Origin of the sequence: Pseudacidovorax intermedius (assembly GCF_001476815.1) — a bacterium.
In the GTDB taxonomy this organism is placed as follows: Bacteria; Pseudomonadota; Gammaproteobacteria; order Burkholderiales; family Burkholderiaceae_C; genus Xenophilus; species Xenophilus intermedius_A.
Window position 1 is genome coordinate 49,664 of the sequence record NZ_LDSL01000018.1, and the last position, 23,687, is coordinate 73,350.

Below are 23,687 nucleotides of genomic sequence, written 5' to 3' on the forward strand. Positions count from 1 at the left end.
CGCACAGGCAAAAAAAGACCGCCCTCGGGCGGTCTTTTCGTTGGCCGGGCGCAGAAGCCTTCCGGCCGCGCTCAACGCAAGGGCTTACCAGCCGCGCGCGCGGTCGATGGTCTCGCTGCCCACGTTGACGGCCGAAGCCGAGGGCAGGATCAGGCTGATCACGCGGTTCCAGCGCACCAGCGGCACGGGGTCGATGTAGACCACGTCCTGGGGCCGCAGCGGGAACTGGCTGGCCAGGGCCAGCGCGGCGGGATTCTTGGCGTCGAGCTGGAAGATGGCCGGAGAGCCGGTCACGCCCTTGCGGATCACGTAGATCTGTCCCGGGTTCGAGGTATCGAGCGACGGACCGCCGGCTTCGCCCAGGGCCTCGTTGAGCATCAGCCGACCGGAGCCGCGCAGCGCGAGCGCGGTGGGCCGCAGCACCTCGCCCATCACGTAGATCTTGGTGTCCTCGCGCGTGCCCACGTAGATCGTGTCGCCGTTGCGCAGCGGGATGTCGGTGAGGTCATGGCCGGCCTCGCGCAGCGCGGGCAGGTCGATGCGGGTCGAGCGGCCGCCGCGCGTCAGCACGATCGACGAGCGGTCGCCCGCATCGACGATGCCGCCCGCACGGTTGATGGCCTCGGCCGCCGTCATCGGCAGGTCGGTGAAGATCTGCGAGCCCGGCGTGCGAACCTGGCCCTCCACATAGGCGCGGCGGCTGCGGAAGGACTGGATGCGCACCGTGACCTGGGGGCTCTGGATGTTGCGTGCCAGACGCCGTGCCAGCAGGTCCGATGCCTCGGACTCGGTCAGCCCCTCGAGCTTGACCCGGCCGACGTAGGGGAAGGAAATCTCGCCATTGCCAGCGACGATGAACCCGGGCGCCACGCTCACGCCCGTCGGGTCCACGGACTGCGAAATCACCGCGCCGGCATTCGGCAGCAGCTCGGGATGGTCATACACGATCACGCCCACCACGTCGCCCGGGCCGATGGTGTACGGGTCGGGCTTGCCGAACAGCGCCTGCACGTCCGCCGGCACGCCCTTCGGGGCGAACTGCTGCAGCGTGCGCACCAGCGCGGTCGTGATCGGGGTGATGCGGCCTTCGGGCGCCTCGTCGGGCACGTACTGGAACTTGGGCGGCAGTTCGCTCTGGTCGGCATACGGCCCGACCGGTCCCGGCCCCGGGATCACCGTGCAGCCCTGCAAGGCCGCGGCCGCCGCCAATGCCGTCCAGGCCGGCACATTCACTGGGAATTTCAAGTCAACTACCTGTTCTGATCGTGGAATGCGCGCCATGCAAGGCGCGGCGCGCGCAGTGCGGCGGCGAGAGGGTTGTCTCTGCCCCGCGGATGATATTCGGCTTTGCGGCCCGCTCCGGCGCTCAGCGCCGCACCACGATGCCGCGCCCGGCCATGTAGGCCTTGGCCTCGGCCACCGTGTGCTGGCCGTAATGGAAGATGCTGGCGGCCAGCACCGCGTCGGCGCCGCCCTGCTGCACGCCGTCGGCCAGGTCGTCCAGCGAACCGACGCCACCGGAGGCGATCACCGGCACCGACACCGCATCGCTCACCGCGCGGGTCAGCGCCAGGTCGAAGCCACTCTTGGTGCCGTCGCGGTCCATGCTGGTCAGCAGGATCTCCCCCGCACCGCGGCGCGCCATCTCGGCGGCCCACTGCACGGCGTCCAGGCCGGTGTTCTTGCGGCCGCCGTGGCTGTACACGTCCCAGCCCTCGCCGCGCGTCGCCGCCTCCTCGGGCGTGCGGCGCTTGGCGTCGATGGCCACCACGATGCACTGCGCGCCGTACTTGGACGAGGCATCCTCGATGACCTGCGGATTGGCGATGGCGGCCGAATTGAAGCTGGTCTTGTCGGCGCCGGCATTGAGCAGGCGGCGCACGTCTTCCACCGTGCGCACGCCGCCGCCGACGGTCAGCGGAATGAAGACCTGGGAGGCAACGGCCTCGATGATCGGCAGGATCAGGTCGCGGCCGTCACTGGTGGCCGTGATGTCCAGGAAGGTCAGTTCGTCCGCGCCCTGCGCGTTGTAGCGCGCCGCGATCTCGACCGGATCGCCGGCGTCGCGCAGCTCGACGAAGTTGACCCCCTTGACCACCCGGCCCCCGGTGACGTCGAGGCAGGGAATGATGCGTTTGGCGAGCATGGCGGGATCAGGCGGTCGGAGAAGAGGAAGGCCGGGCGTCGAGCTGCTGCCACAGCAACGTCGCGGCGCCGGGGGCAAGCTCGATCGGCGCGTCGATGGCCGCGGCCTCGACGCACAGCATGTGGCGCCAGCCGTCGGCCGGCATGTCGGCCAGGCGAGCGCACAGCGCGGGGCCGGGGTTCCAGACCACCGTCTGCGGGCAGTCGGGCGACGACGCGATGTGCAGGTCGCCGCGCGGCTGCCGCAGCACCAGCGGCTGTGCGGGCGCGCCGTAGACGCTGTCGAATTCCTCGCCGAAGCCGACAGCATCGCGCGTCTCGGTGGCGCGCGCGTCGCGCACGGCGTCCCAGCACGGCGCGCCCTGCAGGCCCAGCAGACGCGCATCGGCCAGTTCGTCGACGCGCAGGTAGGTATGCAGTGCCGCGGTGAAGGACCAGGGCGCAACCCCGGTGTTGGCGACCTGCAGCGCGATGCGCAGCACGCCCGCCCGCGGCACGCTCAGCGTCAGGTCGAGGCCGAAGCGCTCGGGCCAGAAGGCGCGGGTCGCGTCGCTGTCCGTGAGCCGGAGCGTCCAGGCGTCGGGCGCCGTCTCCCCGGCGAAGGTCCACGGCAGGTTGCGGGCGAAGCCGTGCTTGGGCAGCGGCCCGCGCTGGTTGAACTGGGGAAAGCAGATGGGCACGCCGCCGCGGATCGCCGAACGGCCGTCGAACAGCGCCGTCGGACTGAGGTACAGCCGCTCGGTGCCGTCGGCGTCCTGCCACGACAGCAGATGGCCGCCATGCAGCGCGACCACGAGGCGGTCGCCGGTGCGGGCCGAGAGTTCGACGGCCGGCTGGCCGCGGACGATGGTCTCGCGGTGGCTCACTGCACGGGCCTCTTGCAGGCGAAAGGCGGGCGCGGACCGGCGCGCATCGGGCGCTCAGGCCGCATTGGCCAGTTCGTCCGCACGGGCCTGGGCCTGGCCGAAGTCCAGATCGCCCGAATAGATGGCGCGGCCGCAGATCACGCCTTCCACGCCCTCGCCTTCGACCGCGCACAGCTGCTCGATGTCGGCGATGTTGGACAGGCCGCCGGAAGCGATCACCGGGATGGTCAGCGCCTGCGCGAGCTTCACGGTGGCGTCGATGTTGATGCCCGAGAGCATGCCGTCGCGGCCGATGTCGGTGTAGATGATCGACTCGACGCCGTAGTCCTCGAACTTCCTGCCCAGGTCCACCACCTCGTGGCCGGTGAGCTTGCTCCAGCCGTCGGTGGCCACCTTGCCGTCCTTGGCGTCCAGGCCCACGATGATGTGGCCGCCGAAGGCCACGCAGGCGTCCTTCAGGAAGCCGGGGTTCTTCACGGCGGCGGTGCCGATGATCACGTAGCGCAGGCCGTCGTCGATGTAGCGCTCGATGGTGTCCAGGTCGCGGATGCCGCCGCCCAGCTGCACCGGGATGTCGTCACCCACCTCGCGCAGGATCGCCTTGATGGCCGCATGGTTCTGCGGCTTGCCGGCGAAGGCGCCGTTCAGGTCCACCAGGTGCAGGCGGCGGGCGCCGGCCTGGACCCACTTGCGCGCCATGGCCGCGGGGTCTTCGCTGAAGACGGTCGATTGGTCCATGTCGCCCTGCTTGAGCCGAACGCAATGGCCGTCCTTGAGATCGATGGCGGGAATGAGGAGCATGATGAGGCGCTGAAACGTGCCGGGAACGAACGAGGAGGAATGCGAAAGGAACCGGTTTCGACGCGGCCGCCGGGCGCTGCCTCGCGGGACACGCGGGCGCCCACCGCAACGGCGGCGGTCGGCATGGCCGATTCAGGGAGTCCAGTGGAGGAAGTTCCGGTAGAGCTGCAGACCGTGGTCGGCGCTCTTCTCCGGGTGGAATTGGGTCGCAAAAATGTTATCGCGCGCCACTGCGGCGGTAAAGCGGCCGCCGTAGTCGGCCTCGCCCACGCTGTGCGCCGCGTCCTGCGGCCGGGCATAGAAGCTGTGGACGAAATAGAACCATTCGTTGTCGGGAATGCCTTGCCACATGGCATGTGGCCGGGCCTGCTGCACCTGGTTCCAGCCCATCTGCGGCACCTTGAAATGGCTGCCGTCGGGCTGCAGGCGACCTGCCAGCTGGAAGCGCCGCACCTCGCCGGCAATCAGGTTCAGGCCGTCGCTGGGCCCTTCTTCGCTGCGGCCCAGCAGCATCTGCATGCCCACGCACACGCCGAACAGCGGCTTGCTGGCCGCCGCCTCGAGCACCGAGGCCAGCAGGCCCGACTCGCGCAGCTCGCGCATGCAGTCGGGCATGGCGCCCTGGCCGGGCAGCACCACGCGGGTGGCGGCGCGCACGACCTCGGGGTCGGCCGTCACGTGCACCTCCACGCCCGCGGCATCGGCCGCATGGCGCACGGCCTGGGACACGGACCAGAGGTTGCCCATGCCGTAGTCCACCACGGCGACGCTGTTCTTCATCGGAGTCATTCGGGTCGGAAAGGACCGGTCGGGCGACGGTGCGCCAGGAGGTTTACAGGGAGCCCTTGGTGGAGGGAATCACGCCGGCTGAGCGCGGATCCAGCTCGAGCGCGGCGCGCACGGCGCGGGCGAAGGCCTTGAAGATCGTCTCGCACTGATGGTGCGCGTTGACGCCCTTGAGGTTGTCGATGTGCAGCGTCACGCCGGCATGGTTGACGAAACCCTGGAAGAACTCGAAGGCCAGCTGGGTGTCGAAGCCGCCGATGCTGCCGCTGGTGAAGCGCACGTCCATGTGCAGCCCGGGACGGCCCGAGAAGTCGACCACCACGCGCGACAGCGCCTCGTCCAGCGGCACGTAGGCATGGCCGTAGCGGCGGATGCCCTTCTTGTCGCCCACGGCGCGGGCGACGGCCTGGCCCAGGGTGATGCCGACGTCTTCCACGGTGTGATGGCCATCGATGTGCAGGTCGCCCTCGCAGTGCACGTCCAGGTCGATCAGGCCGTGGCGGGCGATCTGGTCGAGCATGTGGTCGAAGAAGCCGATGCCGGTGGCCAGCTGGGCCCGGCCGCTGCCGTCGAGGTCGATGCGCACGCGGATCTTCGTCTCGGCGGTGTTGCGCGCGACGTCGGCCACGCGGGCCGGGGGCTGGGCATTGCCGGCGGCGGCAACGATGGCGTCGGGAGCCGTGGGGGTGTTCATAGGGAGGCCTGGAGGGCGGCCAGCATGCGCGCGTTGTCGTCGGGCGTGCCGACCGTCAGGCGCAGGCAGTTGGCCAGCAGAGGGTGCATTTTAGAAACGTTCTTGATGAGGACGCCGCGCGCCTTCATGCCCGCGAAGGCGGCGTCGGCGTCGGGCACGCGCAGCAGCACCATGTTGGCCTCGCTGGGCCACACCTTCACCCCTGGCAGTGCCTGCAGCGCCTCGACCAGGCGGGAGCGCTCCAGGCGGATGGTCTGGGCCTGGGCCTCGAACACCTCGGCATGCTCGAGCGCGAAGAGCGCGCATTCGGCATTGAGCACGCTGATGTTGTAGGGCGGCCGCACCTTGTCGATCTCGGCGGCCAGCGCCTCGGGCGCCAGCAGGTAGCCCAGGCGCACGCCGGCCAACCCGAACTTGCTGAGGGTGCGCATCAGCACGACATGGCCATGGGCCGCCGGGTCGCGGCGGATTTCGTCCAGCCAGCTGTGGGCGGCGAAGGGCTGGTAGGCCTCGTCGATCACCACCAGGCCGCCCTGCGCGCCCTGGGCCGCGATCAGCCGGCGCATGGCGGCGGCGTCGAACAGGTTGGCGGTCGGGTTGTTGGGATAGGCCAGGTAGAGCAGCGCCGGCTTGTGCTGGGCAATGGCGGCCAGCATGGCCACCTCGTCCAGCTGGAAGTCGGCGTCCAGCGGCACGCCCACGAAATCCAGGCCCTGCAGCTGCGCACTGAGCGCATACATCACGAAGCCGGGCAGCGGCGCCAGGATGGTGGCGCCGGGCTGGTCGCAGGCGATGCCCAGCAGCGAGATCAGTTCGTCGGAGCCGTTGCCCAGCACCAGCGACTGGCCCGAAGGCAGGTCCACATGGGCGGCGATGGCGGCCTTGAGCCGCTGCGCCTCGTCGCCGGGATAGCGGTTGACGGCCAGGGCGCCCAGGCGGGCGCCCAGCGCGGCCTGCAGCGCGGGCGGCAGGCCGTAGGGGTTCTCCATCGCGTCGAGCTTGAGCAGGCCCTCGGCGGACTGCACGACGTAGGCATGCATGTCGCGCACGTCGGGGCGGATGCGGTCGAGGGCGCGGCGGGTGAGGTCGGAAGTGGGGGCAGTGGTCATGGATGCGGGCGCCGGGGCGCTCAGGGACTGCAGCGGTAGGCGCTCTGCAGCGCCGCCGACAGCACCAGTTGCACGGGCATGTCGGCTTCGTAGAGCTGGGCGTTGCGCGCCAGCTCGCCCTGGAACAGCGAACGCGCCATCGAGGGCTCCAGCCGGCGGCCGGCCACGCAGAAGGGCGGCTTCTGGCCGGCACGCTGAACGGTGTCGGCGGCCTCGCGTAGGCCCTCAAGCACGCCGACGAGGTAATAGCTCGCGTAGTTGGGGCCTTCCTTGCCGGCGGCTTCCAGCGTGCGGAACTCGCGCAGGCTCATGGCGGGGGCTGCCGTGGCCAAGGCCAGCAGGGCCAGCGCCATCAGGGGCCGCCTCGGCGAAGTCACGGTCGGCCTTCCAGTCGCAGTTCTGCCGCGCGGGCATGGGCCTGCAGACCCTCGCCATAGGCCAGTTCGGCGGCGATGGGGCCCAGGCTGCGGGCGCCGGCCTCGCTCACCTCGATCAGGCTGCTGCGCTTCTGGAAGTCGTACACGCCCAGCGGCGAGGAAAAGCGCGCCGTGCCCGAGGTGGGCAGCACGTGGTTGGGGCCCGCGCAGTAGTCGCCCAGGCTTTCGCTGGTGAAGGCCCCCAGGAAGATGGCGCCGGCGTGCTTGAGCAGCGGCTCCCAGCGCTGCGGCTCGCGGCTGGAAACCTCCAGGTGCTCCGGCGCGATGCGGTTGCTGATGGCGCAGGCCTCGTCCATGTCCCGGGTGTGGATCAGCGCGCCGCGGCCGTTGAGGCTGGCGGCGATGATGTCGCGCCGCGGCATGCCGGGCAGCAAGCGGTCGATCTCGCGCTGCACGGCGTCGATGTAGGCGGCGTCGGGGCACAGCAGGATGCTCTGGGCCAGCTCGTCGTGCTCGGCCTGGCTGAACAGGTCCATGGCCACCCAGTCGGGCGGCGTGCTGCCGTCGGCCAGCACCAGGATCTCGCTGGGGCCGGCGATCATGTCGATGCCCACCGTGCCGAACACGCGGCGCTTGGCGGCGGCCACATAGGCGTTGCCCGGGCCGGTGATCTTGTCCACGGCCGGCATCGTCGCCGTGCCATAGGCCAGCGCGGCCACGGCCTGCGCCCCGCCGATGGTGAAGGCGCGCGTGACGCCGGCCACATGGGCGGCGGCCAGCACCAGCGTGTTCTTCTCGCCGCGCGGCGTGGGCACCACCATCACGATTTCGCCGACGCCGGCCACGTGCGCCGGAATGGCGTTCATCAGCACGCTCGACGGATAGGCCGCCTTGCCGCCGGGCACGTAGATGCCCACGCGGTCCAACGGCGTGACCTTCTGGCCGAGCAGGGTGCCGTCCTCGTCGCGGTAGCTCCAGCTCTCGCCGCTGGCCTTCTTCTGGGCCTCGTGGTAGCTGCGCACGCGGCGGGCGGCGGCCTCGAGGGCGTGGCGCTGGGCATCCGGCAGCGCCTCGAAGGCGGCCTTCAGCTCGGCCGGGTCCAGCGCGAGCGCCGACAGCGAATCCGCTTCGAGGCCATCGAAGCGGCGGGTGTAGTCCAGCACCGCCGCGTCGCCGCGCTGCTGCACGTCGGCCAGGATGTCCGCCACGCGCTGCTCGATGGCGGCGTCGGTGTCCGCCGCCCAATGCAGACGCGCCTTGAACGCGGCCTCGAAATCGGGCGCGGAGGTGGCGAGACGCAGAGGGGTGGCTTGCAGGGTCATGGCAGCGGCGGGCGGTGGATGGGATTCAGTTCTGCGGAAGAGCCGACGCGAAGGCGTCGACGATGCGGCGGATGGGCTCGCGCTTGAGCTTGAGCGCGGCCTGGTTGACGACCAGGCGGGCGCTGATGTCCATGATGCGCTCGACCTCCACCAGGTGGTTGGCGCGCAGCGTGTTGCCGGTGGAGACCAGGTCGACGATGGCATCGGCCAGGCCGGTGAGCGGCGCCAGTTCCATGCTGCCGTAGAGCTTGATCAGGTCCACGTGCACGCCCTTGCGGGCGAAGAACTCGCGCGCCAGACCCAAGTACTTGGTGGCCACGGCCAGACGCGCGCCCTGGCGCACGGCATGGGCGTAGTCGTAATCGGCACGCACGGCCACGCTCAGGCGGCACTGGGCGATGCGCAGGTCCAGCGGCTGGTACAGGCCCTCGCTGCCATGCTCCAGCAGCACGTCCAGGCCGGTCACGCCCAGGTCGGCGCCGCCGTACTGCACGTAGGTGGGCACGTCGGAGGCGCGCACCAGCACCACGCGCACGTCGGGCCGGCTGGTGGGCAGGATCAGCTTGCGCGACTTCTCGGGGTCTTCGGTCACCTCGATGCCGGCGGCGGCCAGCAGCGGCAGGGTCTCCTCGAAGATGCGTCCCTTGGACAAGGCGAGCGTGATCACGCGGCGGCTCCGGAAGAAATGCGTTCGATGTCGGCGCCCAGTGCGCCGAGCTTGCGTTCGATGCGGTCGTAGCCGCGGTCCAGGTGGTAGATGCGGTCCACCAGCGTCTCGCCCTCGGCCACCAGGCCGGCGATGACCAGGCAGGCCGAGGCGCGCAGGTCGGTGGCCATGACCGTGGCGCCCGACAGGCGCGGCACGCCTTCGATGACGGCCGTGCGGCCGTCGGTCTGGATGCGCGCGCCGAGCCGCAGCAACTCGTTGACGTGCATCATGCGGTTCTCGAAGATGGTTTCGGTCACCGTCGACGCGCCTTCCGAAACCACGTTCAGCGCCATGAACTGCGCCTGCATGTCGGTCGGGAAGCCCGGGTACTCGGTGGTGCGGAAGCTCTGGCCCTTGAGGCGGCCCTGCGAACGCACGCGCAGCCCGCCTGCCTCTTCGCTGATCTGCGCGCCGGCATCGCGCAGCTTCTCGACCACCGCGTCCAGATGGTCGGCGCGGGCACCGCGCAGCAGCACGTCACCGCCGGTGGCCGCCACGGCGCACAGGAAGGTGCCGGCCTCGATGCGGTCGGCCACCGTCGCGTGCTCGCAGCCGTGCAGGCGTTCCACGCCCTGGATGCGGATGCGGCTGGTGCCGTGGCCTTCGATCTTCGCGCCCATCTTGATGAGCATCTCGGCCAGGTCGGGGATCTCCGGCTCCTGGGCGGCGTTCTCGAGCACCGTCTCGCCCTCGGCCAGCGCGGCGGCCATCAGCAGGTTCTCGGTGCCCGTCACCGTGACCATGTCGGTGGTGATGCGCGCACCGCGCAACCGCGTCAGGCCGGGCTGCAGCCGGGCCATCATGTAGCCGTGCTCGACCTCGATCTCGGCACCCATGGCGCGCAGGCCCTTGATGTGCTGGTCCACCGGCCGCGAGCCGATGCCGCAGCCGCCCGGCAGCGACACCTTGGCATGGCCGAAGCGCGCCACCAGCGGGCCCAACGCCAGCACCGAGGCCCGCATGGTCTTGACCAGCTCGTAGGGCGCCTCGGGCTGCGTCAGGTCGGCCGCGTTCAGGCTGACCGTGCCGTTGTCGTCGCGCTCGGCGGTCACGCCCATGTGGCGCACCAGCTTGAGCATGGTGGAGACGTCCTGCAGGCGCGGCACGTTGTGCACGACCACCGGGTCGGTGGTGAGCAGCGCGGCGCACAACTGGGGCAGCGCCGCATTCTTGGCGCCGGAAATAGTGACTTCGCCGCCGAGCTGGCGCCCGCCGCGAATGAGGAGTTTGTCCATCAGGATTCCTTGGAACGGCGGCCTCGCCGTTCGGTCATCGGGTCAGGCGTTCTGCCGGACCCACTCGGCAGGCGTGTAGGTCTTCATCGACAGCGCATGCACCTCGTCGGTGTGCATTTTCTCACCGAGGGTGGCGTAGACCCGCTGGTGGCGCTGGATGGGGCGCTTGCCCTCGAATTCGGCCGAGACGATGGTGGCGAACCAGTGGCGGCCGTCGCCCTCCAGCGCGATGTGCTGGCAGGGCAGGCCGGCCTCGATCAGGGCCTGGAGTTCTTGGGCGGTCATGGTGGTTCGCGGGGCGCTCGTAGGTGCGGCGGCGGGCAGCCGTCCGCGGCGGTCGGTGGCCTTCTTCAGCCTCGGATCTTGTAGCCGGTGCGCAGCAGGTGCACCGCCACGGCACTCGTCACGGCCAGCGCGCCGGCCACGACGCCCAGGCTCAGCCAGGGCGACACGTCCGACATGCCGAAGAAGCCGTAGCGGAAGCCGTCGATCATGTAGAAGAAGGGATTGAGGTGGCTCACCGCCTGCCAGAAGGGCGGCAGCGAACTGATGGAATAGAACACGCCCGACAGGAAGGTCATGGGCATGATCAGGAAGTTCTGGAACACGGCCATCTGGTCGAACTTCTCGGCCCACAGGCCGGCGATCAGGCCCAGCGTGCCGAGCAGGCCAGCGCCCAGCAGCGCGAAGAGCACGATCCACAGCGGGTGCGCGAAGGGGGGCACGGCAAAGAACATCGTCACCAGCAGCACGCCGGTGCCGACCACCAGGCCGCGCACCACCGACGAGCCCACATAGGCGAAGAACCAGCCCCAGTGCGACAGCGGCGTGAGCAGCACGAAGACCAGGTTGCCCATGATCTTGCTCTGGATGATGGACGAGGAGCTGTTGGCGAAGGCGTTCTGCAGCACGCTCATCATCACCAGGCCCGGGATCAGGAAGGCGGTGTAGCTGAAGCGGCCGTAGACCTGCACGTGGTCCTCCAGCACGTGGCCGAACACCATGAGGTAGAGCACCGAGGTCAGCACCGGCGCGCCGACGGTCTGGCCGGCCACCTTCCAGAAGCGCAGCACCTCCTTGGCCAGCAGGGCCCGCCAGCCCATGGCACGCGACAGCAGCATCTCTCTCATCGCGCCACCTCCAGCGGCGTCTGCTCGCCGGCCATCAGGTCGATGAACACGTCCTCCAGGTCAGCCTTGCGCATTTCCACGTCTTCCACCGGCACCCCGGCCTGGCGCAGGCTGGACAGCAGATGCTCCACCTCCAGCGCGTTCTGCGCCGGCAGCTGGACGATGCGGCCGGTGATGCGGGCGTTTCGGGCCAGCTCCCAGGGCAGCTCGGCATCGGTCTTGAAGCGCAGCACATTGCTGGCCGCGGCCTTGAGCAGTTCGCTGGTGCGGTCCAGCGCCACCACCCTGCCCTTCTTGAGCATGGCGATGCGGTTGCACAGCGCCTCGGCCTCTTCCAGGTAGTGGGTGGTCAGCAGCACGGTGCTGCCTTCGCGGTTGAGGCGGGCGACGAACTGCCAGAGGGTCTGGCGCAGCTCCACGTCCACGCCGGCGGTGGGCTCGTCGAGCACGATCACCGGCGGCTTGTGCACCAGCGCCTGCGCCACCAGCACGCGGCGCTTCATGCCGCCCGAGAGCTGGCGCATGTTGGCGTCGGCCTTGTCGGCCAGGCCCAGGCTGGTGAGCAACTCGTCGATCCAGTCGTCGTTGCGGGCGATGCCGAAGTAGCCGGACTGCAGGCGCAGTGTCTCGCGGACATTGAAGAAGGGGTCGAACACCAGCTCCTGCGGCACGATGCCGAGCTGGCGGCGGGCATCGGCGAAGTGGGTCTGCACGTCGAAACCATGGACGCTGACCTGCCCCGCGGTGGGCCGCGACAGGCCCGCCAGGATGCTGATGAGGGTGGTCTTGCCCGCGCCGTTGGGGCCGAGCAGGCCGAAGAACTCGCCCTCCTCGATGTCGAAACTCACGTCTTCCAGTGCCCGCAGACCCGGGTTGCCATGGGCCCGCTGCGTGCGGGACGGGGGATAGGTCTTGGAGACGGACTGGAAGGAGATGGCGGCCATAGGGGGTGCGGATTCTAGGTCGTCCCCCTGGCCCGCGCCGCCGGCGGGCCATGGCGCCCCGTCAGGGCGCCCCGTCAGGGCGCCGAAGGCAGCAGGCCCGCCACGCCGTACAGCATGGCGAGTTCGCGCAGCCGCGAAGGAAGTCCCTTGACGGCGAAACCCCGGCCCAGGGCCGCGGCCTCGCGCCGGCATTCCAGCAACACGGCCAGCGCGGACGAGTCGAACTGGCTCAGCGCGCTGGCATCGACCACGGCCGAGGAGCCGACCTGCGCGCTCAGCCCCTGCTGGAGCATGCGCATGCAGGCAGGCGCCTCGTCATGCGTGAGCCGCGGTGGCAGCATCAGGGTCAGGGCTTCCAGCGCCATGCCAGCGTCCTCAGTTGCGGGCGTTGGACTTGTTGCGCGCCGCCAGCGCAGCGATCAGCCCGTCGATGCCCTTGCTGTTGACTTCCTGCGCGAACTGGGTGCGGTAGGTGTCGACCAGCCACACGCCCATCACGTTCAGGTTGATCACCTTCCAGCCATAGCCCTCGCCCGGCGTCTTTTCCAGGCGGTAATCGATCTGCACCGGGTCGCCGGAGCCGCGCACCTCTGTGCGCACCAGCACTTCCTTGTCGTCGGGCGAACCGCGGAAGGGCTTGATCGTGACGGTCTGGTCGCTCACCTGGTCCAGCGCGCCCGCGTAGGTGCGCACCAGCAGCGTCTTGAACTGCTGCTGCAGCTGGGTGCGCTGCTCCGGCGTCGCCTGGCGCCAGGCCGGGCCGACGGCCGAGGCCGTCATGCGCTGGAAGTTGACGTTGGGCATGATCTTGGCGTCCACCAGGGCCATGATCTTGTTCAGGTCGCCGGCCTTGATCGAGCTGTCGGCCTTGATGGTTTCGAGCACCTCGGTGGACAGCCGCTTGACCAGCGCGTCCGGCGCCTCGTCGGCGGCCAGTGCGGGCAGGGCCGAAGCCCCCATGCCCAGGATCAGGGCGCCCATGGCGGCCCAGCGGCCGAGGGTGCGTCGTTGCAAGGCGAAATTCATACTCGGAATCCCTTCAAACTTGGGTTGGCGCGCGAAGACGCAATGGTTTTTTGGACGGCGTGCCACTCGGACCGGTTCCGGCCGTGCGCGGCGGCGGTGCAACCAACTGCAAGCAGCGCGGCGGCTTACTCGTCGTCGGCACCGGCGCTGGCGCGGCCCTCGTTGACCTCGGCGCGCCGGCGCTGCAGGTAGGCGTCGCGCACGAAGCTGTACGGGTCGAGCGCGGCATCTTCCAGCAGACTGGTGGTGCGCAAATAGCGGGCACGCTTGTCCACGATTCGCAGTGCCGACAGTCCCACCTCGGCCGTGCGGTCGTTGACCGACGACACCGGGTCGCCCTGCCAGTCGAGCGGCAATGCCGCAGTGTCGCGCACGGTCGAGGGCCCCAGCAGCGGCAGCATGAGGTACGGGCCGGCAGGCACGCCCCAGTAGCCGAGGGTCTGGCCGAAGTCGGCGCCGTGGCGCTCGATGCCCAGGTCGGTCGCCACGTCCAGCAGCCCGCCCAGGCCGAAGAAGGTGTTCACGTTCAGCCGCATGAAGGTCTCGGCCGCGTTCTGGCCCTTCAGCATGAAGACGTTGTTGGCGAAGTTCCAGACGTCGCCCAGGTTGCTGAAGAAGTTGGTGACGCCGCTGCGCATGAGCGAGGGCACCACGTCCCGGTAGGTGGTGGCCACCGGCTTGAGCACCGCGTCGTCCACCGCCTTGTTGAAGCGGAAGACGCCGCGGTTGAAGGGCTCGAAGGGATCGACCGGATTGCGCGCCGGCGCGGTCTGCACGCTGGCGGCGTCGGGCACGGCGCCGGTGGGCGATGCGGGCGCGGTGTCGGTCGGTGCCTGGGCCAGGGCCCCGCCGCTGGAAGCCAGGGCGGCGGCCAGGGTCCAGGCACGCAGATGGTGCCGGGCCGTCGTGGGGAGGGTCTTTTTCATTTTTTGTTGCCTTCGGCCGGCTTGCTGCCATCGCCGCCGCCGGACGAACTGCCGTCGGCGGCCTTGTTGTAGAGGAACTGGCTGATCAGGTTCTCCAGCACCACGGCCGACTGGGTGGACGTGATGGTGTCGCCCGCCTGCAGGTTCTTGTCGTCGGCGCCGGCCTCGATGCCGATGTACTGCTCGCCCAGCAGGCCGCTGGTGAGGATCTTCAGCGAGCTGTCCTTCGGGAACACGTAGCGGTCCTGCAGCGCCAGCGTGACGCGCGCCTGGAAGGTCTTGTCGTCGAAGGTGATGGCGTCCACGCGGCCCACCACCACGCCCGCGCTCTTGACGGCCGTCTGCGGCTTGAGGCCGCCGATGTTGTCGAAGCGGGCCGTGACCTTGTAGGTCTTCTGGAAATTCAGGCTGAGCAGGTTGGCCGACTGCAGGGCCAGGAAGAGCAGCGCTGCCGCGCCGATGAGCACGAACAGGCCGACCCAGAGATCGCTGCGGGAACGTTGCATTGGTTTACCTCAGAGGCTGAACATCATGGCGGTGAGCAGGAAGTCCAGCCCCAGGACCGCCAGCGAAGCCACCACCACCGTGCGCGTGGTGGCGCGGGAGACGCCCTCGGGCGTCGGCAGGGCCTCGAAGCCCTGGAGCAGCGCGACGAAGCTCACGGTGAAGCCGAAGACCACGCTCTTGATCACGCCGTTGCCGACATCGCGCAGCACGTCGACGCCGCTTTGCATCTGGCCCCAGAAGGCGCCGGAATCCACGCCGAGCATCAGCACGCCGACCACCCAGCCGCCCAGCACGCCCACCGCGCTGAACACGGCCGACAGCAGCGGCAGCGCGATCACGCCGGCCCAGAAACGCGGCGCCAGCACCCGGCGCACGGGGTCGACGGCCATCATCTCCATGGCGCTGAGCTGCTCGCCGGCCTTCATCAGCCCCACCTCGGCCGTGAGCGAGGTGCCGGCGCGGCCGGCGAACAGCAGGGCGGCCACCACCGGCCCCAGCTCGCGCACCAGCGACAGCGTGACCAGCAGGCCCAGCGCGTCGGAGGCGCCATAGCGCTGCAGCGTGTAGTAGCCCTGCAACCCCAGCACGAAGCCGACGAACAGCCCCGAAACGGCGATGATGGCCAGCGAATAGTTGCCCAGGAAATGGATCTGGTCGCGCACTAGGCCGAAGCGGCGCAGGCACACGCCCAGCGACGCCACCAGGCGGCCGAAAAGCCGGGCCGCCAGGCCCAGGTCGGCCAGCTTGCCGCGGACCGCGTAGCCGATGTCGGCCGGGTGCCACCACCTCATCCGCGGCCTCCTTGCATGTGGCCGAAATCCTCGTCCACGGTGGGCCCGGGATAGTGGAAGCGCACGGGCCCCTCCGCTTCGGCATTGACGAACTGGTGCACCAGCGGGTCGGTGCTGGCCCGCACCTCGTCCGGCGTGCCCTGCGCGGCCACCTTGCCGTTGGCCAGGATGACCACGTGGTCGGCGATGCGGAAGGTCTCGTCCAGGTCGTGGGAGACGATCACGCTGGTGAGCCCCAGCGCGTCGTTGAGCTGGCGGATCAGGCGGGCCGAGGTGCCCAGGGAAATCGGGTCGAGGCCGGCGAAGGGCTCGTCGTACATCACCAGCTCCGGGTCCAGTGCGATGGCCCGGGCCAGCGCCACGCGCCGCGCCATGCCGCCGGAGACTTCGCTGGGCATCAGCTGGCGCGCCCCGCGCAGGCCGACGGCGTCCAGCTTCATCAGCACGACGTCGCGCACCAGCGGCTCGGGCAGTTGCGTGTGCTCGCGCAGCGGAAAGGCCACGTTGTCGAACACCGTCATGTCGGTGAAGAGCGCGCCGAACTGGAACAGCATGCCCATGCGGCGCCGCGCGGCGTACAGGGCGGCGGAATCCATGCGGCCGACGTCCTGGCCGTCGAAGCGCACCTCGCCCGCGCTGGCCCGCACCTGCCCGCCGATCAGGCGCAGCACCGTGGTCTTGCCGCCGCCCGAGGCGCCCATCAGCGCCGTGACCCGCCCCCGGGGTATGGCGAAGGAGACGCCGTCCAGGATCGCGCGCTCGCCGTAGCCAAAGCGCACGTCACGAAATTCGACGAAAGGGGCGGTGTCGGCGGTGGACAAGGTGGAAGGCGTGGCGGAAAGGACGGCGGGAAGACCGGATTCTCAGAAAAAGATCAAGCCGGGTACCTGACTGGCATCCCGGCTTGGGCGACAGATGATAAGGGAAAGCACGTACGCGGCGTTGTCGGCGCCCAGGCCTGCTGCCGGAAGGCGGCCGCCTCCTGGCACGTCAGTGGTCCATCGCGCTGATTCGCCACCCGCAGGCCATGAAACCGGCGCCACCCTCCTGCTCAAAAGGCCGCGGAGCAGGCCATGCGAGTGCACCCGCGGAACGGGCTTGACCCGGCCGCAGGGTGCGCCCCTTGAGGGGGATTGGACTTCCACACGCAGTGAGGAAGTCCAAACGGGGTGGTTTCATCTCATCGCGGCAGGTCGCTGAAGCCCATCAGGAACTCGTCCACCGCCCGCGCGGCCTGCCGGCCCTCGCGGATGGCCCACACCACCAGCGACTGGCCGCGGCGCATGTCGCCGGCGGCGAACACCTTGGGCACGTTGGTGGCGTAGCCGCCGTTGAAGTCGACCGTGGCCTTGGCATTGCCGCGCGCGTCCTTCTCGATGCCGAAAGCCTCGAGCACCGGCGAGACCGGGCTCACGAAGCCCATGGCCAGCAGCACCAGGTCGGCCTTGTAGGTCTTCTCGGTGCCCGGCACCTCGACGAACTTGCCGTCCTTGAACTCCACGTGCACGGTCTTGAGGCCGGTGACCTTGCCCTTCTCGCCCATGAATTCCTTGGTCGAGATGGCGAACTCGCGCTCGCAGCCCTCTTCGTGGCTGGACGAGGTGCGCAGCTTGTACGGCCAGTAGGGCCAGACCAGCGGCTTGTTCTCCTCTTCGGGCGGCATGGGCATCAGCTCGAACTGGGTCACGCTGGCCGCGCCGTGGCGGTTGCTGGTGCCCACGCAGTCGGAGCCGGTGTCGCCGCCGCCGATCACGATGACGTGCTTGCCGTCGGCGCGCAGCTGGCCCTTGACCTTGTCGCCGGCGTTCACGCGGTTCTGCTGCGGCAGGAATTCCATCGCGAAATGGATACCGTCCAGGTCGCGGCCGGGCGCGGGCAGGTCGCGCGACTGCTCGGCGCCGCCGGTCAGCAGCACGGCGTCGAACTCGGCCTGCAGCTGCTCGGGCGTGACGGTTTCCTTGGCCAGATTGGTGACCTTGGAGCCCTTGCCCAGCGCGTCCTTGGCGGCACCGACGACCACGCCGGTGCGGAAGACCACGCCTTCGGCCTTCATCTGCTCGACGCGGCGGTCGATGTGCGACTTCTCCATCTTGAAGTCGGGAATGCCGTAGCGCAGCAGGCCGCCGACGCGGTCGTTCTTTTCGAACAGCGTGACGTCGTGGCCGGCGCGGGCCAGCTGCTGGGCCGCGGCCATGCCGGCAGGCCCGGCGCCGACGACGGCCACCTTCTTGCCTGTCTTGTGCTTGGCGGGGCGGGGCTTGACCCAGCCCTCGGCCCAGGCGCGGTCGATGATCGCGTGCTCCAGCGACTTGATGCCCACCGCGTCGTCGTTCACGTTCAGCACGCAGGCCGCCTCGCAGGGCGCGGGGCAGATGCGGCCGGTGAACTCGGGGAAGTTGTTGGTCGAGTCCAGCACCGCGAAGGCGTTCTTCCAGTCCTGGCGGTACACCAGGTCGTTGAAGTCCGGAATGATGTTGTTGACCGGGCAGCCGTTGTTGCAGAAGGGCGTGCCGCAGTCCATGCAGCGTGCGCCCTGCACTTTGGCCTGCTCGTCGTCCAGCGCGACGACGAATTCCTTGTAGTGCTTCAGCCGCTCATCGACCGGGCGGTAGCCCTCCTCGAGCCGCTCGAATTCCATGAAGCCGGTGACTTTTCCCATCGTGTGTTCCTCGTTCTGGTTCGTGGCGCGGCGGCTCAGCCGGCGGCGGCGGCGGAGACGGCATGCGGCTCCAGGCCGGCCTTGGCATCGTTGCCCGTGCTGGCCAGCATCATCTTGCGGTCGTGGATCTCGCCCAGGGCGCGCTTGTATTCGTTCGGGAAGACCTTCACGAACTTCGTGCGCGACAGGGCCCAGTCGTCCAGCAGGTCGCGGGCGCGCTTGCTGCCGGTCCAGCGGTGGTGCTCCTCGAGCAGCTTGCGCAGCTGGGCCTCGTCGGTCTGGGCGTTGTGCCAGAACTTGCGGTCGATGCCGGCGGTCTGCTCGCCGGTGGTCAGCACCTTGTCCAGCGTGACCATGGCCAGGTTGCAGCGCGAGGCGAACTGGCCGTCCTCGTCGTAGACGAAGGCCACGCCGCCGCTCATGCCGGCCGCGAAGTTGCGACCCGTCTTGCCCAGCACGACCACCGTGCCGCCGGTCATGTATTCGCAGCCGTGGTCGCCCGTGCCTTCCACCACCGCAGTGGCGCCGGACAGACGCACCGCGAAGCGCTCGCCCGCCACGCCGGCCAGGAAGGCCTCGCCGGTGGTGGCGCCGTACAGCGCGGTGTTGCCGACGATGATGTTGCGCGCCGCCTCGCCGCGGAAGTCCAGGCTGGGACGCACCACCACGCGGCCGCCCGACAGGCCCTTGCCGGTGTAGTCGTTGGCCTCGCCGATCAGGTACAGCGTGATGCCGCGGGCCAGGAAGGCACCGAAGGACTGGCCGCCCGTGCCTTCCAGCTGGATGCGGATGGAATCGTCGGGCAGGCCTTCCGGATGCACCTTGGTCAGCGCGCCGGAGAGCATGGCGCCGACCGAGCGGTTGACGTTGCGCACCGTCTCGATGAACTGCACCTTCTCGCCGCGGTCGATGGCCGGGCGCGACTTCTCGATCAGCTTGTTGTCCAGGCTCTTCTCGAGGCCGTGCTCCTGGCTGTCGACGTGCAGGCGCGGCACCTCGGCCGGCACCTGCGGCTGGGCGAACAGGCGGCTGAAGTCCAGGCCGCGGGCCTTCCAGTGGGCAATGCCCTTGCGCATGTCGAGCAGCTCGGCGCGGCCGATCAGCTCGTCGAACTTGCGCACGCCCAGCTGGGCCATGATCTGGCGCACTTCCTCGGCGACGAAGAAGAAGTAGTTGACGACGTGCTCGGGCTTGCCGGCGAACTTCCGGCGCAGCACCGGGTCCTGCGTGGCGACGCCCACCGGGCAGGTGTTGAGGTGGCACTTGCGCATCATGATGCAGCCCTCGACCACCAGCGGCGCGGTGGCGAAGCCGAACTCGTCGGCGCCCAGCAGCGCGCCGATGACGACGTCGCGGCCGGTCTTCATCTGGCCGTCGGCCTGCACGCGGATGCGGCCGCGCAGGCGGTTGAGCACCAGCGTCTGCTGGGTCTCGGCCAGGCCGATCTCCCAGGGACTGCCCGCATGCTTGATGGACGACCAGGGCGAGGCGCCCGTGCCGCCGTCATGGCCGGCGATCACGACGTGGTCGCTCTTGCACTTGGCCACGCCGGCCGCGATGGTGCCCACGCCCACTTCGGACACCAGCTTGACGCTGATGGAGGCATGCGGCGCCACGTTCTTCAGGTCGTGGATCAGCTGGGCCAGGTCCTCGATGGAGTAGATGTCGTGGTGCGGCGGCGGGCTGATCAGGCCCACGCCGGGCACCGAATAGCGCTGCTTGCCGATGTACTCGGTGACCTTGCCGCCGGGCAGCTGGCCGCCCTCGCCGGGCTTGGCGCCCTGGGCCATCTTGATCTGGATCTGGTCGGACGAGGCCAGGTACTCGGCCGTGACGCCGAAGCGGCCCGAGGCCACCTGCTTGATGCGCGAGCGCAGCGAATCGCCTTCCTTCAGCGGCAGGTCGACCTCGACGTTCTGCGCGCCGATCTCGCTCTTGAGCGTGGCGCCCTGCTTGATGGCGATGCCCTTGAGCTCGTTGCGGTAGCGCGCCGGGTCCTCGCCGCCCTCGCCCGTGTTGCTCTTGCCGCCGATGCGGTTCATGGCGATGGCCAGCGTCGAGTGGGCCTCGGTGCTGATCGAGCCGAGCGACATGGCGCCGGTGGCAAAGCGCTTGACGATGTCGGCCGCGGACTCGACCTCGTCGACGGGAATCGCCTTGGCGGCGTCGAACTTGAACTCGAACAGGCCGCGCAGCGTGAGGTGGCGACGGCTCTGGTCGTTGATGATCTGCGCGTATTCCTTGTAGGTGTTGAAGTTGTTCGCGCGGGTGGAATGCTGCAGCTTGGCGATGGCGTCGGGCGTCCACATGTGGTCCTCGCCGCGGGTGCGCCAGGCGTACTCGCCGCCGGCGTCCAGCATCGACTCCAGCACCGGGTCGTCGCCGAAGGCGGCCTTGTGCATGCGGATGGCTTCCTGCGCGATCTCGAACACGCCGATGCCCTCCACGCGGCTGGCGGTGCCGGTGAAGTACTTGTTCACCGTCTCGGTGTTCAGGCCGATGGCCTCGAAGAGCTGGGCGCCGCAGTAGCTCATGTACGTGCTCACGCCCATCTTGGACATGATCTTGGACAGGCCCTTGCCGATCGCCTTGACATAGTTGTAGATGGCCTTCTCGGCCGACATGTCGACCGGCAGGTCCTGGTGCATCGCGGCCAGCGTCTCCATGGCCAGGTAGGGATGCACGGCCTCGGCGCCGTAGCCGGCCAGCACGGCGAAGTGGTGCACTTCGCGGGCCGAGCCGGTTTCCACCACCAGGCCGGCGCTGGTGCGCACGCCTTCGCGGATCAGGTGCTGGTGGATGGCCGACAGGGCCAGCACCGCCGGAATCGGCAGCTGCTCGGCGCTCATGGCGCGGTCGCTCACGATCAGGATGTTGTGGCCGCCCTTGATGGCGTCCACCGCCTCGGCGCACAGCGAGGCCAGCTTGGCTTCCACGCCCTCCTCGCCCCAGGCGAGCGGGTAGGTGATGTCCAGCGTGTAGCTCTTGAACTTGCCCTGCGTGAAGGTGCCGATGTCGCGCAGCTTGGCCATGTCGTTGAAGTCGAGCACGGGCTGGCTCACTTCGAGGCGCATGGGCGGGTTGACCTGGTTGATGTCCAGCAGGTTGGGCTTGGGGCCCACGAAGCTGACCAGCGACATGACGATGGCCTCGCGGATCGGGTCGATCGGCGGGTTGGTCACCTGGGCGAACAGCTGCTTGAAGTAGTTGTACAGCGGCTTGTTCTTGCTCGAGAGCACGGCCAGCGGGCTGTCGTTGCCCATGGAGCCGATGCCTTCCTCGCCGGCCACGGCCATCGGGCTCATCAGGAACTTGATGTCTTCCTGCGTGTAGCCGAAGGCCTGCTGGCGGTCCAGCAGCGACACCGGGCTGGCCGGGGCCTCGCCCGCGCCCTCGACGTCGTCGAGCTTGATGCGCAGGTTCTCGATCCACTGCTTGTAGGGCTTGCTGTGGGCGAGGGTGGCCTTGACCTCCTCGTCGTCGATCATGCGGCCCTGGTCCAGGTCGATGAGGAACATCTTGCCGGGCTGCAGGCGCCACTTGCGGATGATCTTGGCCTCGGGGATGGGCAGCACGCCGGCCTCGGAGCCCATGATGACCATGTCGTCGTCGGTCACGCAGTAGCGCGCGGGGCGCAGGCCGTTGCGGTCCAGCGTGGCGCCGATCTGCTTGCCGTCGGTGAACACCACGGCGGCTGGTCCGTCCCAGGGCTCCAACATGGCGGCGTGGTACTCGTAGAAGGCGCGGCGGCGCGGATCCATGGTGGCGTGCTGCTCCCAGGGCTCCGGGATCATCATCATCACGGCCTGGCTGATCGGGTAGCCGGCCATCGTCAGCAGTTCGAGGCAGTTGTCGAAGGTGGCGGTGTCGGACTGGCCGGCGAAGCTGATCGGGTAGAGCTTGGCCAGGTCGGCGCCCAGCACGGGCGAGCTCATCACGCCTTCACGGGCGCGCATCCAGTTGTAGTTGCCCTTGACCGTGTTGATCTCGCCGTTGTGGGCGACGTAACGGTAGGGGTGGGCCAGCGGCCACTCGGGGAAGGTGTTGGTGGAGAAGCGCTGGTGCACCAGGCCGATGGCCGAGATGCAGCGAGCGTCCTGCAGGTCCAGGTAGTAGGTGCCCACCTGGTCGGCCAGCAGCAGGCCCTTGTAGACCACGGTGCGGCTGCTCATGCTCGGAACGTAGTATTCCTTGCTGTGCTTGAGCTTGAGCGCCTGGATGTTGGCGCTGGCCGTCTTGCGGATGACGTAGAGCTTGCGCTCCAGCGCGTCCTGCACGATCACGTCCGCGCCGCGGCCGATGAAGACCTGGCGCATGACCGGTTCCTTGTCGCGCACGGTGGGCGACATGGGCATCTCGCGGTTGACCGGCACGTCGCGCCAGCCCAGCAGCACCTGGCCCTCGGCCTTGATGGCGCGTTCCATCTCCTGCTCGCAGGCCAGGCGGGAGGCGTGTTCCTTGGGCAGGAAGATCATGCCGACGCCGTACTCGCCGGCCGGCGGCAGGGTGACGCCCTGCTTGGCCATCTCTTCGCGGTAGAGCGCGTCGGGGATCTGCAGCAGGATGCCCGCGCCGTCGCCCATCAGCTTGTCGGCGCCCACGGCGCCGCGGTGGTCGATGTTCTCGAGGATCTTCAGCGCCTGGGTGACGATGTCGTGGCGCTTCTCGCCCTTGATGTGGGCCACGAAGCCGACGCCGCAGGCGTCGTGCTCGTTGGCGGTGACATACAGGCCTTTTTGCTGGAGGTGTTCGATTTCTGCTGCCAGGGTCATGGCACGCTCCTCGGAGATATCGTGGGGAATGCGGGGAGCATAGGGACTTGCAGGAAGAATGCCAAACGTTTTAATTGGGGTCAGACTCTCATTCGATGTCAGCAGATTCCCACTTCATCTAAATTGGGGACATATCAAATTCCTCGCCATGCCGGCGCTGCATTGCCGACCTCGACCTCAGTCAGCGGCGGAGGTGTCCTGAGTTCTGGGCTTGCGCCCGGCCCGCGTCAGCGCCAGCCGGCGCGGCGTGTCGGCCTGCAGCCGTTCGACGAAGGCCGCATCGCCGGCCGCCCAGCCCTTGCGGGTGGCCTCGGTGAGCATCAGCTGCTCGGCACGGCTCGGACCGGCGTGCACCATTTCGGCGTACGCCGCTTCGCGCGCAAAGGGCGTGTTGCCCAGGGCCCAGTACAGCGCATGCGGCGTGAGAAAGCGGTCGGTGCGCAGGCCCACGTAATGGCCGTGGCTGGACCATGCATAGCCGAGCGCCTGCTCCACCAGCCCCGCCCGCACCGGATGCTGGTCGATGTAGGCCATGCAGGGCAGGAAATAGCGCTCGGCCTGCAGCACCGTGCCGCGGTAGCGGCCCTCCCACAGCGTGCCGCGCCGGCCATGGCGGTCGTTGAAGTGGCGCACGTAGCGCCGCCCCACGGCCTGCATCCACAACGACAGCGCCTCGGCGGTCGCCGGCGTGGCCAGGACGTGGAAATGGTCCTCCAGGATCACGTAGGCATGCAGCGCCACGCCGGCGCGCTGCGCCTGCTCGCCCAGCGTGTCCAGCAGCATCTGGCGGTCGGCGGTGTCGACCACCACCGCCTGGTCGTTGTTGCCGCGCTGGATCAGGTGGTGCGGATGGCCCGCGAGCGCCAGCCGGGGCAGCCGGGCCATGGC

23 protein-coding genes are annotated in these 23,687 nt (G+C 69.1%); all 23 read right to left on the bottom strand.

Going from position 1 to position 23,687, the window contains the following annotated elements; translation table 11 throughout:
* Positions 1-84: 84 nt before the first annotated feature.
* The 23 genes from NS331_RS02450 to NS331_RS02560 all read right to left on the bottom strand — a co-directional run bounded on the left by NS331_RS02450 (position 85) and on the right by NS331_RS02560 (position 23,684).
* Entirely contained in the window at positions 85-1,281 is a 1,197-nt protein-coding gene (locus NS331_RS02450; RefSeq protein WP_058640426.1) for a polysaccharide biosynthesis/export family protein, read from the bottom strand.
* A gap of 85 nt (positions 1,282-1,366) precedes the next feature.
* Positions 1,367-2,146: an imidazole glycerol phosphate synthase subunit HisF gene (gene hisF / locus NS331_RS02455; RefSeq protein ID WP_058640427.1), complete on the bottom strand. Its 780-nt coding sequence runs from the start codon at positions 2,144-2,146 to the stop codon at positions 1,367-1,369.
* A 7-nt stretch (positions 2,147-2,153) separates the two neighbouring features.
* The gene (locus NS331_RS02460; protein ID WP_058640428.1) at positions 2,154-3,011 is read right to left on the bottom strand and encodes a D-hexose-6-phosphate mutarotase; all 858 of its coding nucleotides are present in this window, start codon (positions 3,009-3,011) and stop codon (positions 2,154-2,156) included.
* Positions 3,012-3,065: 54 nt separating this feature from the next.
* The gene (gene hisA / locus NS331_RS02465; protein ID WP_058640429.1) at positions 3,066-3,812 is read right to left on the bottom strand and encodes a 1-(5-phosphoribosyl)-5-[(5-phosphoribosylamino)methylideneamino]imidazole-4-carboxamide isomerase; all 747 of its coding nucleotides are present in this window, start codon (positions 3,810-3,812) and stop codon (positions 3,066-3,068) included.
* A gap of 132 nt (positions 3,813-3,944) precedes the next feature.
* Positions 3,945-4,592, bottom strand: a complete 648-nt coding sequence (hisH, locus tag NS331_RS02470; protein WP_082702213.1) for an imidazole glycerol phosphate synthase subunit HisH — start codon at positions 4,590-4,592, stop codon at positions 3,945-3,947.
* 52 nt (positions 4,593-4,644) lie between these two features.
* A complete protein-coding gene (gene hisB, locus NS331_RS02475) occupies positions 4,645-5,292 on the bottom strand; it encodes an imidazoleglycerol-phosphate dehydratase HisB (RefSeq protein ID WP_058640431.1) in 648 nt (215 codons plus the stop codon).
* Complete coding sequence (hisC, locus tag NS331_RS02480) at positions 5,289-6,401, bottom strand: histidinol-phosphate transaminase (protein WP_058640432.1); 1,113 nt, start codon at positions 6,399-6,401, stop codon at positions 5,289-5,291. Before hisC ends, hisB begins: the two co-directional genes overlap by 4 nt.
* A 20-nt stretch (positions 6,402-6,421) precedes the next feature.
* Positions 6,422-6,778, bottom strand: coding sequence for a hypothetical protein (locus tag NS331_RS02485; protein WP_242873625.1), 357 nt, complete (start codon positions 6,776-6,778; stop codon positions 6,422-6,424).
* Positions 6,775-8,100: a histidinol dehydrogenase gene (hisD, locus tag NS331_RS02490; protein ID WP_058640434.1), complete on the bottom strand. Its 1,326-nt coding sequence runs from the start codon at positions 8,098-8,100 to the stop codon at positions 6,775-6,777. The genes NS331_RS02485 and hisD overlap by 4 nt, the downstream gene beginning before the upstream one ends.
* Before the next feature lie 25 nt (positions 8,101-8,125).
* Positions 8,126-8,767, bottom strand: a complete 642-nt coding sequence (hisG, locus tag NS331_RS02495) for an ATP phosphoribosyltransferase (protein ID WP_058640435.1) — start codon at positions 8,765-8,767, stop codon at positions 8,126-8,128.
* Positions 8,764-10,044, bottom strand: a complete 1,281-nt coding sequence (gene murA / locus NS331_RS02500; protein WP_058640436.1) for a UDP-N-acetylglucosamine 1-carboxyvinyltransferase — start codon at positions 10,042-10,044, stop codon at positions 8,764-8,766. The genes hisG and murA overlap by 4 nt, the downstream gene beginning before the upstream one ends.
* Positions 10,045-10,086: 42 nt before the next feature.
* Positions 10,087-10,329 (bottom strand): BolA family protein, encoded by a 243-nt coding sequence (locus NS331_RS02505; RefSeq protein ID WP_058640437.1) that lies wholly within the window; start codon positions 10,327-10,329, stop codon positions 10,087-10,089.
* A gap of 65 nt (positions 10,330-10,394) precedes the next feature.
* On the bottom strand, positions 10,395-11,165 hold the full coding sequence (locus tag NS331_RS02510) for an ABC transporter permease (protein WP_242873627.1): 771 nt from the start codon (positions 11,163-11,165) through the stop codon (positions 10,395-10,397).
* A 5-nt stretch (positions 11,166-11,170) separates the two neighbouring features.
* Positions 11,171-12,118, bottom strand: a complete 948-nt coding sequence (locus NS331_RS02515) for an ABC transporter ATP-binding protein (RefSeq protein WP_058640438.1) — start codon at positions 12,116-12,118, stop codon at positions 11,171-11,173.
* 74 nt (positions 12,119-12,192) lie between these two features.
* A complete protein-coding gene (locus tag NS331_RS02520) occupies positions 12,193-12,483 on the bottom strand; it encodes an STAS domain-containing protein (RefSeq protein ID WP_058640439.1) in 291 nt (96 codons plus the stop codon).
* 10 nt (positions 12,484-12,493) lie between these two features.
* Positions 12,494-13,144 (bottom strand): MlaC/ttg2D family ABC transporter substrate-binding protein, encoded by a 651-nt coding sequence (locus NS331_RS02525; protein ID WP_058640440.1) that lies wholly within the window; start codon positions 13,142-13,144, stop codon positions 12,494-12,496.
* Positions 13,145-13,269: 125 nt separating this feature from the next.
* A complete protein-coding gene (locus NS331_RS02530; protein ID WP_082702214.1) occupies positions 13,270-14,070 on the bottom strand; it encodes an MlaA family lipoprotein in 801 nt (266 codons plus the stop codon).
* Positions 14,067-14,576, bottom strand: a complete 510-nt coding sequence (mlaD, locus tag NS331_RS02535) for an outer membrane lipid asymmetry maintenance protein MlaD (RefSeq protein ID WP_058640441.1) — start codon at positions 14,574-14,576, stop codon at positions 14,067-14,069. Before mlaD ends, NS331_RS02530 begins: the two co-directional genes overlap by 4 nt.
* A 9-nt stretch (positions 14,577-14,585) precedes the next feature.
* Positions 14,586-15,368: a lipid asymmetry maintenance ABC transporter permease subunit MlaE gene (gene mlaE, locus NS331_RS02540; RefSeq protein WP_058640442.1), complete on the bottom strand. Its 783-nt coding sequence runs from the start codon at positions 15,366-15,368 to the stop codon at positions 14,586-14,588.
* Complete coding sequence (locus NS331_RS02545) at positions 15,365-16,189, bottom strand: ABC transporter ATP-binding protein (RefSeq protein WP_058640443.1); 825 nt, start codon at positions 16,187-16,189, stop codon at positions 15,365-15,367. Before NS331_RS02545 ends, mlaE begins: the two co-directional genes overlap by 4 nt.
* Positions 16,190-16,548: 359 nt before the next feature.
* Positions 16,549-18,027 carry a glutamate synthase subunit beta gene (locus NS331_RS02550; protein WP_058640444.1) on the bottom strand — a complete coding sequence of 493 codons (1,479 nt, stop codon included), beginning with the start codon at positions 18,025-18,027 and terminating at the stop codon, positions 16,549-16,551.
* A 35-nt stretch (positions 18,028-18,062) separates the two neighbouring features.
* Positions 18,063-22,799: a glutamate synthase-related protein gene (locus NS331_RS02555; protein ID WP_058640445.1), complete on the bottom strand. Its 4,737-nt coding sequence runs from the start codon at positions 22,797-22,799 to the stop codon at positions 18,063-18,065.
* 177 nt (positions 22,800-22,976) lie between these two features.
* A complete protein-coding gene (locus tag NS331_RS02560) occupies positions 22,977-23,684 on the bottom strand; it encodes a transposase (RefSeq protein WP_058640446.1) in 708 nt (235 codons plus the stop codon).
* Positions 23,685-23,687 lie beyond the last annotated feature (3 nt).